The sequence below is a fragment of the Geodermatophilus sp. SYSU D00965 genome (assembly GCF_054050075.1).
The window spans coordinates 18394-31108 of record NZ_JBJGYQ010000008.1; the positions used below are offsets into that span (position 1 = coordinate 18394).

Annotated in this window: 12 protein-coding genes; 4 read left to right on the plus strand and 8 right to left on the minus strand. The window is 76.3% G+C overall.

What is annotated here, in order from left to right; translation table 11 throughout:
- Positions 1–15: 15 nt before the first annotated feature.
- Complete coding sequence (locus ACI789_RS09200) at positions 16–1161, minus strand: IniB N-terminal domain-containing protein (RefSeq protein ID WP_457008245.1); 1146 nt, start codon at positions 1159–1161, stop codon at positions 16–18.
- A gap of 267 nt (positions 1162–1428) precedes the next feature.
- On the opposite strand from ACI789_RS09200, the gene ACI789_RS09205 reads away from it, so the two are divergent.
- On the plus strand, positions 1429–3399 hold the full coding sequence (locus ACI789_RS09205; RefSeq protein WP_457008247.1) for an Hsp70 family protein: 1971 nt from the start codon (positions 1429–1431) through the stop codon (positions 3397–3399).
- Positions 3396–5960: a LuxR C-terminal-related transcriptional regulator gene (locus tag ACI789_RS09210; RefSeq protein ID WP_457008249.1), complete on the plus strand. Its 2565-nt coding sequence runs from the start codon at positions 3396–3398 to the stop codon at positions 5958–5960. The genes ACI789_RS09205 and ACI789_RS09210 overlap by 4 nt, the downstream gene beginning before the upstream one ends.
- 71 nt (positions 5961–6031) lie before the next feature.
- Here ACI789_RS09210 and ACI789_RS09215 read toward each other — a convergent pair whose 3' ends face one another.
- Positions 6032–6262, minus strand: a complete 231-nt coding sequence (locus ACI789_RS09215; RefSeq protein ID WP_457008251.1) for a hypothetical protein — start codon at positions 6260–6262, stop codon at positions 6032–6034.
- A gap of 117 nt (positions 6263–6379) precedes the next feature.
- Here ACI789_RS09215 and ACI789_RS09220 point away from each other — a divergent pair, with 117 nt between their 5' ends.
- A complete protein-coding gene (locus ACI789_RS09220; RefSeq protein WP_457008253.1) occupies positions 6380–7018 on the plus strand; it encodes an MBL fold metallo-hydrolase in 639 nt (212 codons plus the stop codon).
- Positions 7019–7043: 25 nt separating this feature from the next.
- Here the strand turns inward: ACI789_RS09220 and ACI789_RS09225 are convergent, their stop codons facing one another.
- The 4 genes from ACI789_RS09225 to ACI789_RS09240 form a co-directional block, all read right to left on the minus strand.
- Positions 7044–7313 (minus strand): GlsB/YeaQ/YmgE family stress response membrane protein, encoded by a 270-nt coding sequence (locus ACI789_RS09225; RefSeq protein ID WP_456917952.1) that lies wholly within the window; start codon positions 7311–7313, stop codon positions 7044–7046.
- Between the two features lie 187 nt (positions 7314–7500).
- Positions 7501–7968 carry an SRPBCC family protein gene (locus tag ACI789_RS09230; protein WP_457008255.1) on the minus strand — a complete coding sequence of 156 codons (468 nt, stop codon included), beginning with the start codon at positions 7966–7968 and terminating at the stop codon, positions 7501–7503.
- Positions 7969–8002: 34 nt separating this feature from the next.
- Entirely contained in the window at positions 8003–8743 is a 741-nt protein-coding gene (locus ACI789_RS09235; RefSeq protein WP_457008257.1) for a GntR family transcriptional regulator, read from the minus strand.
- A 51-nt stretch (positions 8744–8794) separates the two neighbouring features.
- Positions 8795–9058, minus strand: coding sequence for a DUF167 domain-containing protein (locus ACI789_RS09240; protein WP_457008259.1), 264 nt, complete (start codon positions 9056–9058; stop codon positions 8795–8797).
- Between the two features lie 113 nt (positions 9059–9171).
- Here ACI789_RS09240 and ACI789_RS09245 point away from each other — a divergent pair, with 113 nt between their 5' ends.
- On the plus strand, positions 9172–9738 hold the full coding sequence (locus ACI789_RS09245) for a TetR/AcrR family transcriptional regulator (protein ID WP_457008261.1): 567 nt from the start codon (positions 9172–9174) through the stop codon (positions 9736–9738).
- Between the two features lie 4 nt (positions 9739–9742).
- On the opposite strand, the gene ACI789_RS09250 is transcribed toward ACI789_RS09245, so the two are convergent.
- Positions 9743–10936: a metallophosphoesterase gene (locus ACI789_RS09250; RefSeq protein WP_457008263.1), complete on the minus strand. Its 1194-nt coding sequence runs from the start codon at positions 10934–10936 to the stop codon at positions 9743–9745.
- Positions 10937–11004: 68 nt separating this feature from the next.
- Positions 11005–12621 carry a CYTH and CHAD domain-containing protein gene (locus tag ACI789_RS09255; RefSeq protein WP_457008265.1) on the minus strand — a complete coding sequence of 539 codons (1617 nt, stop codon included), beginning with the start codon at positions 12619–12621 and terminating at the stop codon, positions 11005–11007.
- Between the last annotated feature and the right edge of the window lie 94 nt (positions 12622–12715).

Genomic DNA, 12715 nt, shown 5'->3' on the forward strand with positions numbered 1-12715 from the left:
GTCGGCGTGTCGGGGTCAGTCCTCGACGGTGACCTCGACCGGGCCGGTGTTGGCCAGCGCCTCGTCCGCCGCGAACGCGTTCTCGTCGTTGTTGTTGAAGTCGTTGTCCTCGGAGGTGAAGGAGTCCTCGAGGTCGGCCTGGAAGGAGTCGTTGATCGAGTTGTCCGAGTTGTCCTGGAAGGAGTCCTCGACCTCGACGTCGTAGTTCGTGGAGTTGTCGGAGTTGTCGGAGTTGTCGGAGTTGTCCTGGAAGGAGTCCTCGACGTCGACGTCCACCGACTCGTCGTCGAAGGAGTCGTTGACCTCGACGTCCACGTCGTCGCCCACCTGGCCGCCGCGGTCGGCGATCGCGGTGTCCTCGTTGAAGCTGTTGGTGGCGTTGCCCACGTTCTCGGACTCGTCGACGAGCGCGCCGTCGCCGGTGTTGACGTTCACGTCCTCCAGGTCGACGTCGACGTCGGTCTCGGAGTTGCCGATCTCGTTGTCGTCGTTGCCGTTCCCGATGATCCCGTCACCACCGATCTCGTTCTCGGTGGTGCTGTTGTCGATCTCGATCCCGGAGTCCTCCACGTCGCCGCCCACGGCCACACCGTCGCCGGTGTTGTTCACCACGTCCTCGACGTCGCCGCCGGCGGCCACGCCGTCCCCGCCGACGAGCACGTTGTCGTCCCCGAAGATCGCCTGCGCGTCGCCGCTGACCCAGATGCTGTGCGAGGCGTCGACCGAGACGTGGGTCTCGTGGTTGGTGTACTGGATCTCCTGCAGGTGGGTGATCACGACCGTCTCGTGCCCCCCGCCCGACCCCGAGTGGCCGTGGTCGCCGGAGTCGTCGTCCTCGTCGTCGTCCTCGTCCTCGTCCCGGCCGGAGGAGACGCCGGTGGGGCGGTCGTCGTCCTCGTCGCGGTCGCGGCCCGAGTGGACGCCCGAGGGCCGGCCGCCCCCGTCGCTGTCGCACGAGTCCCCGCCGCCGCCGTTCCAGCCGCCGACCGTGGAGTAGTCCGAGACCATCGGCAGCAGGTCGGCGACGTCGTCCGGGGAGACGTCGGTCAGCCCGGCCGCGTCGAGCGCGCCCCGGGGGTCCTCCTCGTAGGCCGCGGCCTTCTCCGGGTCACGGAACAGGTCGAGGATGAAGTCGAGCAACGAGCTGGCGAGAGTCGACATGGCTGGCACTCCTGGGTCTGGGGCCGGTCCGCCATCGGCCGGCTGGCGAGTGCAGTCCACCTCCCGGGGAGCGCCCCCGGCATCGGGTCCGATCCCCCCATCCTCGTCACCCGATTAGGGGGTGTCGGTTGACGGACCGTTAGGGGCTGCGGGGTGTCGCCCCCCACTTACGCACCGCATCCGTCCGTGGCGTGTGGCTGGCGGGACAGATGGTGGAGCGGGCCATACGTTCGCAGGGCCGGCAGGTCGAAGACGTGGCCCCGGGGTGTGAGCGATGCGGACCAGGGGGCACCTGTGCGCAACGGCGAGTACGGGTTGGGGATCGACATCGGCGACGGAACCATCTCCGCCGCGGTGTCGGGGAGCGACGAGGAGGGCGCGGCGACCGCGGAGACGCTGGTCATCGAGGGGTGCGGCAGCACGGCGCCGGCGGCGCTGGCCGTCGGCGACGACGGCCGGGTGACGTTCGGCGAGGGCGAGGGCGCGACCCCCGTGGGGCACGTCCTGGCCCTCGTGGGCGACCCCGCTCCCCTCTACGTGGGCGACCGCCCCGTGGGGGCCGCCGAGCTCGCGGCCGGCGCGGTGCAGCGCATCCGCGAGGCGGCCGCCCGGCACGCGGGGCGGCCGGACTCCTGGACCGTGGTCACGGTGCCGCCGTCGTGGGGCGGGCACCGCCGGTCGGTGCTCGCCCGCGCGCTCGAGACCGCCGGCGTGCCCCGGTTCTCCCTGGTCTCCAGCGCGGTCGCGGCGGCCCACCACCACGTGACCTGCGGGGACCTCCGGCCCGACGCCACCGTGGCCGTCTACGACCTCGGCGCCAGCACGCTGGACACCGCGGTGGTGGGCCCCACCCCCGACGAGCCGCTCGGCCACCTGGGGGTCCCCCCGGCTCCCCGGCCCTGGGGCGGGCGGGACGTCGACGACGCCGTCGTCGCGCACGTCGTCCGCTACGTGGGGACGCCCGCCGACGCCGCCGCGGCCCGCGCGCTGCGCGCCGCGTGCACCGCGGCCAAGGAGGCCCTGTCGACCGAGACGACCGTCCTGGTCGCGGTGGACGGTGCGGACGGACCGGTCCGACTCACCCGCGAGGAGCTCGACGAGGTCCTCGACGGGCCCACGCGGGCGTCGGTGCCGGCCGTCGTCGAGGCGCTCGCGGCCGCCGGGGTCGACCTGGCGGACCTGGACGCGGTCGTCCTGGCCGGCGGCGGGGTCCGCGTCCCGCTGGTCGCCGAGGTGCTCTCCGGCGAGCTCGGCCGGCCCCTCGTCGTCGCGCCCGACCCCGCCCTCACCCCGACCCTCGGTGCGGCCGCCCTCGCCGCCGACGCCCTCCTGGCGGTGCAGCTGCTCGCCACCGCTGCCGAGGACGCCACCGCTGCCGGGGGCGCCGTCGTCGCCGTCCCGGCCGCCACCGCTCCGGAGTCCGCCGACCTCGAGGAGGACGCGCCGGGCCGGCTGGTTCCCCGGCGGCCGCGCGGCACGCAGCGCCCCGCACGGAGCCACCGCAGCTCCCGCCTCCGGCGGGGGGCAGTCGTGGCCGGGGGCTTCCTCGGCCTGGTCGTGCTGCCCCCGGCCCTGGCCGGGGTGCTCGGCGTGGACCTCACCAGCCTCCCGAGCGACAGCGTGGTCTCCGACGCGCAGGACCGGGCGGTCGTGGCCTCCGGCAGCGCGGCGGTCGACGGCAGCTCGGCGCCCCGCGAGGCCGCCCCCGAGGACCGCGGGCAGGGCGCGGGCACGGGTCGCGCCCCCGCGGCCGACCCGGGCAGCGTGCTCCCGGGCGGCGGGCTGAGCGCCGGCGCTCCCACGGGCACCCAGGACACCACCCGGCCCGCTCCGGGCACCTCCGCGGCCGGCACCCCGCGGGCGCCCGGCACGACCACCTCCCCCGGCGGCGGGACGACGACGAACCCGCCCCGTCCCGGCGCCACGCCGCCCACCACGCCGAGCCAGGGCACGACGACGCCGCCGGTGACCACGCCGAGCCAGGGCACGACGACGCCGCCGGTGACCACGCCGCCGACAACCGACCCGCCCACCACCACGCCGCCGACCGACCCGGCGCCGGTGACCGAGCCCGACCCGGTCCCCGACCCGGACCCGGTCCCCGACCCGGTGCCGGACCCCGAGCCCGTGCCCGACCCCACACCCGAGCCCGACCCCACTCCCGACCCCGTCCCCGACCCGGCCCCCGAGCCCGCGCCCGACCCCGCCGGGATCGTGCTCGCGGCGGCGGACCTGTGATCGCCGACATCGGCGCCGGGGGGACGCTGCTGGCCGACTGCGGGCCCGACGTGGTCCGCGAGCTGGCCGGGCACGCCGGCCGGTCCGCCGTCCCGGTGACCGTCCAGGGCCCCGGGGGGACGGGCAAGACCCGGCTGCTGGAGGAGCTGGCCGCGGCGCACCGGCGGGCCGGGCTGCCGGTCCTCGACGCCGCGCCGGCCGATCCCGCCGTCCTCCCGGACGCGTTCGCCGTCGTGGTCGACGACGCCCACCGGCTGACCGAGGCCACCGCGGCCGGGCTGATCGACCTGCTGCGGCACCCCGGTGCCCGGGTGTCGATCGCCTACCGGCCGTGGCCGCGGCCGCGGCCGCTGACCGCGCTGCTCGCCGAGCTGGGCGCCGACCGGCGCGCCGTCGTCGTGGGCCACGCCGACCGCGCCCAGGTGCGCGGCTGGGCGCGGGAGCACCTGGGCCAGGCGGTGTCCCCGGCGCTGGTGGACGCCGTCCTGGCGCAGACCGGCGGGCTCCCCGCGCTGGTCCACCCCCTGCTGCGGTCGCTGGCCCGCCGCGGACCCGGGTCGGCCACCCCCGGACAGCCGGCCCGGCTCGTCGTCCCCGAGGAGGTCGCCGACCGGGCCCGCGCCGGCCTGGCGTCGGTCGACGAGGGCACCCGGGCCCTGCTGCACGCCGTCGCCGCCGGCGCTCCGCTGGACGACGAGGTGCTCGGCGACCTCCTCGGCGTGCCGGCCCTCGACGCGGCCGAGCTGATCAGCGCCGCGCGGGCCACCGGGCTGCTGCTGGGCACCGGCGCGGTGGTGCCGGTCGTGGCGCACGTGCTGCTCGCGTCCACGCCGCCCGACATCACCCGCCGGACCCGCCGGCAGCTGCTGGCGCTGCTGCTCGAGCGCGGCGAGGAGCCGCTGGAGCTGGCCCGGCGGCTGGCGGCCGAGCGGGTGCGCGACCCGCGGGCGGCGCAGTTGCTGGAACGGCACGGGGAGGCCGCGCTGGCCGCGGACCCCGCGCTGGCCGGGGAGCTCCTGGGCGAGGCCGCGCGGACCGGCGCTCCGGTGGCCGGGCTGGCCGCCCGTCGCGCCCAGGCCGCCGCGCTCGCCGGGGACCTCGACGGCGCCCTGCAGTGGGCCGACACCGCCCTCGCCGACCCGGCCGCGCCGGACCGGGCCCGCGCGGCCGGGGTGACCGCGGCCGTGCTGGCGCAGCGCGGACTGCTCGCCCGGGCGGCCGACCTGTGCCGCCTGGCCGGCCCGGAGCGGACCGGGGCCGCGGCGCTGGCGCTGCTGGCCACCGGGGAGCCGGCCGAGGCCGACGCCGTCCTCGCCGACGCGCGGACGGTGCGCGGGGTGCCCACGATGCTGTCGGTCAGCGAGGAGCTGACGGCCCAGGGCATCGCGCAGTCCCTGCGGACCGGCGAGAACGCCGCCGACGACATCAGCGCGGCGCTGTCCACCCTCACCCGGGCCGCGGCGCTGCTCGAGCCGGTGGGGCGCACGGCGCTGCTGCTGGACACCCCCGCCGCCCTGGCCGCGCTGGTGGCGCTGCACAGCGGCGAGCTGGGGGTGGCCGAGTCGGTGCTGCAGCGGGCGGTGGACGCCGACCTGGGCGGCCCGCCGTGCCGGCCGCGGCACCGGCTGCTGCTGGCCTGGATCGCGATGCTGGGCGGGCGCATGACCCGGGCCCGCGAGCTCATGGAGTCCGCCCGGGAGGGCACGGCAGCCCTCGAGCCGCGCGACGACGTGTTCCTGCAGGCGCTGGAGGTCGGGCTGGCCCGCCGCAGCAGCGACGTCCCGGCGCTGGTGCGCGCCTGGGTGCGGGCGCGCGAGGCGGTGGTGCGCCACCCGGTGGACCTGTTCACCCTGCTGCCCCTGGGCGAGCTCGTCGTGGCCGCGACCAAGCTGCAGGACGACGACCGGCTCCGCCCGCACCTGGCCGAGGCGCAGGCGCTGCTGGGGCGGCTGGGCGATCCGCAGCTGTGGGCGACGTCGCTGCACTGGAGCGGCGCGCAGGCCGCGATCCTCGCCGACGACCCCGACCGGCTGCGGCCGCACGCGGCGGCCCTGGTCGCGGCGTCGAGGACGAGCCCCTACGCGGCCACCCTGGCCCGGGCGGGACGGACCTGGATGCGCGTGCTGGCCGGCGACGTGGACGCGGCCGGCGTGGTGAGCGCGGCCGAGGAGCTCACCGCGGTGGGGCTGGGCTGGGACGGGTCCCGGCTGGCCGGTCAGGCCGCGGCGCGGGCCACCGACCAGAAGGCCCGGGCGCTGCTGCTGGGTTGTGCCCGGTCACTGGCCGACAGCGCCGGGTGCGAGGGCGCACCCGCGGTGCCCGCTCCCCGTCCGGCCGGGGAGGGCGCTGCCGCGCCGGCCCCCGGGGGTGCGCTCAGCGAGCGCGAACGGGAGGTGGCCCGGCTGGTCGTGGCCGGGCAGACCTACCGGGAGATCGGCGGCCGGCTCTACATCTCGGCGAAGACGGTGGAGCACCACGTGTCCCGGATGCGGCAGCGGCTGGGCGCGAGCAACCGGTCGGACCTGCTGGCCCGCCTGCGTGCGGAGCTCGCCGAGGCGTGAAGGACCCCCTGCCCCCCGCCACTCGCAGGCTCGCGGCGGGACCCTGCAGGGGGCCGACTGCTGGGGGCCGATCAGCGAGCGAGGACGACGCAGGCGGGGCAGACGTCGCGGGCGGGGGTCGGCCACGGCTCGTCGACGGTGACGCGGGCCAGGGACCCGCACAGGGTCAGCTCGCAGGCGCCGTCGAGCTCGGCGGTGGGGCGGTGCAGCTCGACCGCGTGCCACAGGGCGGCCGTCGGGCCGTGGGCGCGGCTGCGGGCCGAGACGATGGTGGGGGCGGGAGCGAGGGTCGAGGAGCGCATGCCAGAACGGTCGGCACGGCGTCCGCCGGGGGATACGGATGCGCCGGTCCCCCTCCCCCGGACGGGTGAGACAGACGCCCGATCGCCGGTCGGGAACAGGCGCGGCAGGATGCGGGCATGGAGCTGACCAAGCAGGGCCACGCCTGCGTCGTCCTCAGCGAGGGGGAACGCCGGCTGGTCATCGACCCCGGCGCCTTCACCGACCCGGCCGTCCTCGAGGGGGCCAGTGCCGTCCTGGTGACGCACGAGCACTTCGACCACTTCGCGCCCGACGCGCTGCGCGTGGCGATGGACGCCGACCCGGGGCTGGAGGTGTGGACCAACCGCTCGGTGGCCGGTCAGCTCGACGGGCTGGGCGGGCGGGTGCACGTGGTCGGGCACGGGGACGCGGTCACGGTGGCCGGCTTCGACGTGACCGTGCACGGGGAGCTGCACGAGGTTCTCCACCCCGACATCCCGCGGATCCCGAACGTCGGGTTCCTGGTCGACGGCCAGGTCTTCCACCCTGGCGACGCCCTCACCGTGCCGGAGGTGCCGGTCCCCACGCTGCTGCTGCCGGTGCACGCACCCTGGTCGAAGGTCTCCGACGTGATCGACTACGTCCGCGCGGTCGACGCCGACCAGGCGTACGCCGTCCACGACGGGTTGCTCAACGAGACGGGGCTGGGCGTCTACGGCGGCATGCTGGGCGAGCGCGGCCCCGGCACGCCCACCCCGTACAGCCGGCTCGCCCCGGGGGACTCGGTCGACCTCTGAGGGCGACCGGGTCCCCCGGCGCGGGTCACCGGACGGCGCGGTTGCGACCGCCCGACAGGCCCTCGGCGACGCCGATGAGCAGCACGGCGGCGATCACCGCCACGATGAAGCCCAGCACGTTCAGCTCGAAGATGTCGCCGGTGCCCAGCAGGCTGGCCACGATGCCCCCGATGAGCGCGCCGACCACACCGAGGAGCAGCGTCGCCAGGATGCTCAGCCGCTGCTTGCCCGGCTTGATGAGGCGAGCCAGCGCCCCGATGATCAGGCCGACGACGATGAGACCGAGGATCTGCACGTCTTCCTCCTTGCGTCCTCGGGCACGCCCCAGTCGGCGCACCCGGTCGGCAGGTGGCTACCCGCAAGATCACCCCGGCACACCTGACGCTCCCCCGAACGGGCGACCGACCAGCCGGTCAGCCCAGGCAGGTGCCCCGGCCGGCCCCGGCGGTCAGCGGTCGGTGGTGTGCGTTGCTCCCGGCGCCTCAGCCCGCGATCAGCTGCTCGACGTGGGCGGGCAGCTTGTCCAGCTCGCCGTCGACGGTCCGCTGCACCATCTGCCGGACCGCGCCGCGCTGCAGCCGCCGCACCAGCCGGCCACCGGACCGGGGCTCGTGGGTGAGGGTGATCGTGACGCGGGTGGCACCGGGGCCGGCGTCGGCCAGCTCGATGCGCGTCGTCCACGTCTCGGGGGTGAGCTCCAGGCGGGTGGCCACCGTCCGCTCGGGGTCCCACTCGACGATCTCGCCGCGCGGCGCCCCCGCGGGCGGCTGCGCGTCGGCGTCCAGCCGCCCCGGCACGCAGAGGAACGTCGTCCCCACCCTCGGCGCTCCGGAGCCGTCGACGACGTAGGAGACGTCGCAGACGGTGCAGTACGGGGCGAGGACGGCGAGGGCGCGCCACACCCGGGCGCGGTCGAAGGGCACCTCGCGGGTGCCGCTGGCGGTGGTCATCGCCGACGACGGTAGTCGGCTCCCGGCTCCGCCCTCACCGGCCGCCGACGGAGACCTCGAACTCCACCTGGCTGACGTCCGGCCGCAACCGCGAGAAGCTGTGCACCTGCGGCTGGCCGGAGCTGTCGCGCACCGTCGTCCGGACGACGAGCAGCGGCGAGCCCGCGACGACGCCCAGCACGTCGGCCTCGTCGGGCGCCGCCGTGCCGACGTCCACCACGATCCGCGCGTGGGCCAGGTCGGCGGAGTACTCGCGCCGCAGGAAGTCGTACAGCGAGCCCTCGCTGAAGTCCGCCTCGGCCGCGCGCGGATAGGCCGACGCGGCCATGAAGCTGTGCGCCACGTGGTTGGGCACCCCGTCGAGGCTGCGCAGCCGGACCAGCTCGACCACGTCGGTCGCCGGCTCCAGGCCCAGCTCGGCCGCGACCGGCGGCTGCACCGGCACGACCCGCTGGGTGAGCACCGTGGTCCCCACCTGGGCGCCCTGCTCGGTCATCACCGAGCTGAAGCCGGCGATCCGGTGCACGAAGCTCTCGCGGTACTCGTGCCGGATGGCGGGGCGGGTGACGTAGGTGCCGCGGCCCTGCTCGCGCACCAGGTGACCGTCGGCGACCAGGCCGTCGACGGCGCGCCGCAGGGTGATCCGGCTGACCCCGTACTCGGCGCACAGCACAGGTTCGGGCGGGAGCAGTGTGTGCTCGGGGAGCGCGGACACCCGGCGGCGCAGGTGCTCGCGGACCGACAGGTACTTCGGTCCCGACACGGCACTGGTCACGGGAGCAAAGGTACTGGACAGGTAGACGTCTGGTCGTCTGAGACGTCTGTCTCAACCGGTCGGGTCATCACCCAGCAGAGCGGCCAGCCGGGCGGGGTCGGCGCCCTCGACCTCGACCACCTTGGTCCGGCTGGTCGCCCCGGTGACGAGGGACACCTGCCGGCGCCGCACGCCCAGAGCCGTCGCCACCGCAGCCAGCGCCGCCTCGGTGGCCTGGCCCTCCACCGGCCGGGCCGCCACCCGGACGACGAGCGCACCGTCGTGGGCGCCCCCGACCGCCGTCCGGCCCGCACCGGGGCGCACCCGGATCGTCACGCGCACACCGCAGTGTCCCGCCCTGCGGGGCGCGATGAGATCGTGGACGGGACGAGCACCGTGGGGGCGACGAATCTGCCGCGCGGGATGACCGAAGATGGCAGGTTGTGACCGTGTCGCAGGACGCCCGAACCCGGCGCCGCCAGGAGACCCACCGGCGCATCTACGCCTGCGCCATGCGGTTGTTCCGGGAGAACGGCTACGACGAGGTCACCGTCGCCCACATCGTGGCCGCCGCGGGCGTCTCGGTGCCGACCTTCTACGACCACTTCCCGAGCAAGGAGCACATCGTCCTGCCGATGCCGACGCCCGGTGAGGTCGAGCAGGTGCTGCTCTCCGTGGGCGAGGGGCTGACCGTCGCCGAGCGGCTGCGCCGGGGCATCGTCGGCTGGCTGGCCAGCTACCAGGGGCCCGAGCGCGAGGACCTCCTCGAGCGGTGGCGGATCGTCGTCCGGACGCCGGGGCTGCGGACCCGCGCGGCGACCTTCGAGCGGGCCACCGCCGAGATGGTGCTCGCCCTGGTGAAGGCCGAGGAGTCCACCTCCGGCCTCCCCGACGTGGTGGTCGCGGCCAGCCTGTCGGCCTACACCCAGATCCTGCTGCGCTGGGCCGAGGCCGACGGCCGGGTGCCGCTGGAGGAGATCGCGGAGCAGGTCCTCGCCGCCCTCCGCGAGTTGTAACGCCTCAGGGCGCCCGGAGCTCCACGACGGCGACCTCGGGGCGCGCGTCGATGCGCATCGGCGGGCCCCAGTAGCCGGCGCCGGTGGTCACGTAGAGCTGGGTGTCACCGAACCGGGCGAGCCCCTCCACCACCGGCTGGTCGAGCCGGATGGCGTAGTCGAACGGCCACAGCTGGCCGCCGTGGGTGTGGCCGGACAGCTGCAGCCCGACACCGGCGGCGGCGGCCTGGTCGACCATCCACGGCTGGTGGGCCATCAGCACCAGCGGGACGGCGTCGTCCCGGCCGTCCAGCGCGGCGTCGAGGTCGGCGCCGTGCCCGGGGACGCCGGAACGCGCGGCCGTCCGGTCGTCGATGCCGGCGAGGTCGACCGAGGCGCCGCCGCGGTGGATGGCGACCCGCTCGTTGCGCAGCACCTGCACGCCCAGGGTCGGCAGGTGGTGCAGCCAGGCGGTGGTGTCGACGAAGTACTCGTGGTTGCCGGTGACGAAGTAGACCCCCTGCTCGCTGACCAGGTCGGCCAGCGGGGCGACGTCCTCGCGCAACTCGGCGACGTCGCCGTCGACCAGGTCGCCGACGATCGCCACGACGTCCGGGCGCTGCGCGTTGACGACCTCGACCAGCCGCTCGAACCGCCGTCCGCCGTACGTCGAGGACAGGTGGCCGTCGGAGAAGGTGACGATCCGCAGGCCGTCCAGCGCCGGGTCCAGCCCGGCCAGGGTCACCGGCACCCGGCGGACGACGGGCGCGGAGTTGGCCAGGTAGGCGCCGGTGCCCGCCGTCCCGAGCGCCACCACCCCGGCGGTGGCGGCGAGCCCGCGGGCCAGCAGCAGCCTCCGGGAGGGGTCGGCGACGGTGTCGTCGGCCGGCGCATCGACGGGCGGGGGTGCCGGCGTCCCGGCGAGGACCGGTTCGGGCTGCGGCCGGCGGGCCCACCGCCGCAGCGCCAGGCGCACCGGCTCGAGGACCAGCAGCGTCAGGAACAGGTAGAACGCGATCCCCAGCCAGCAGAACCCGACCCACGCGAGCACCGTGGCGGCGGCGGAGTCCTCACGGCGGAGGAGCACCGCCGCGGCCGGCAGGAGGGCGAGGACGACGGTGGCCAGGGTGAGCCGGCGACGCACCGGCCCCGGTCGGGTGGTGCTTCGGACCAGCCGCCACCACAGGTAGCCGTGCAGGAGGACCAGGGCCAGCAGCACGACCGTGCCGAAGCCGAGCAGGCCGATGAGGGACAGCGGAGCCTCGTTTCTCGCGGGACCGGCCGGGGTCAGGCCTGGGCGGCGGCGCGGACGGCGCGGCGCAGGGTCGGCTCGATCGTCCAGAACTGCGCCTGGGCGGCAGCGGCGCGGGCCTCCTCGAGGCCGTGCAGCCGGCCGTAGGTCCAGGCGTTCTCCCCCGCCGCGAAGGCGGCCCGACCGAGGCGGGTGCAGTACTCGCGGGTGACGACGGTGTCCTGCGAGGCGCCCAGCACGTCCTGGACCTGCTTCATGCAGTCGACCAGCTCCGCCGTCGGGGCGCCGAGCACGTCGGCGGCCACCTCGGCGGTGTACCGGACCCGCTTGGCGGCCTTGCGGGCGTCGTGCAGTGCGTGCTCCCGGTCGGCGCCGTCGGCGTCCTGGGCCACCGCGACGGCCCGGCGCAGCCGCTTGCCGGCCCGCCGGACGGCGTCGGCGAGCACCGTCGGTGCCGGGGCCGCGGCGGCGTCGGTGACCGGCGGGTCGGCCAGCAGGGCGTCGAGGGCGTCGAGCAGGAGCAGGTAGCGGCGGTCGGTGAGGGCCCGGGTCACCTTCCGCGACCCGGCCTCGTGGTCCTTGACGGTGGTCTGCTGGATGCGGGCGACGACCGGCCCGAGCACCAGCTCCGCCGGCTGCGCGTCGACCAGCTCGCGCAGGTGCTGGAGGGCGACCTCGCCGTCCCGCGCGGCGGACAGCTGCTCGCCCACCCAGCGCAGCTCCTCGCGCAGGGGGTCGGTCTGCTCGCGGTCCAGCACGGGCCGGAAGGCGGCGAGGATGCTGCGCAGCCGGCGGCAGGCGACGCGGACGTCGTGCACGCCCTCGGGCTGCTCGGTCCGCACGTCGAGGTCGGCTCGGCGCAACGCGGCCAGCTGGGCGGCCACCGCGGCGAGGACGACGTCCCCGGCGGCAGGGCCCTGCTGCTCGGCGGCCTTCTGCGCGGCCTTCTTCTTCCCCTTCTTGCCCTTCTTGCCCGTGGTGGCCTCGTCCTGGTCCGCGGCTTCCGCGCCGGCCCCCGCCTCCGCGCTGCGGGCCTCCTGGACGCGACCGTCGAGCACCCGGCCGACCTTGGACGGCACCTCGGAGACCCGCGCTCCGGCCGCCACCAGCCGCTCGGTGACCGCCTCGAGCAGCGCCTCGTCGCCGTCGACCAGCTCGACCTCGACCTCGCGCCAGGTGGTGACCGTCGCCGGCTCGCCGTCGTTCCTCGCCAGGGCGGTGCCGACGACGCTGTCGTCGGCGACCTCGGCCAGCACGCGCTCCTCACCGTCGAGCAGGCGGTGCACGACGCGGCGGGTGCGCAGGGTGGCGACCGGACCCGGGGACGCCGTCCCGAGCAGGCCCAGGACCGGCGCGACGACGGCCTTGGGCACCGTCCGGCCGGCCCGCCCGAGCGGCTGGTGCAGCTCGCGACGGGCGCCCGCGGAGGCGGGCAGCTTCACGTGCCAGCCGGCGTCCGAGCCGCCGGTGCGCCGCCGCAGGGTGACCCGGGAGCGCAGCAGCCGGAGGTCGGGGGTGTCGAAGTAGGTGGCCTCGAGCTCCTGCTCGTCCGGCGATGCGACCGTGGCCACGCCGTCCACCTCGAGGCTCGGCAGGGCGAAGGCCTCGTCGGCCTCGAACTTGCGCTCGATCTCCAGGTGCTCGGTGGTCACGACCGCTCACGGTAGGCCAGGTACGGGCTGGTCAGCACACCGCCGGGCGCCCGTCCATGTTCGCCGGAGGTCCGGTCTGGGCACGCTCCCCGCC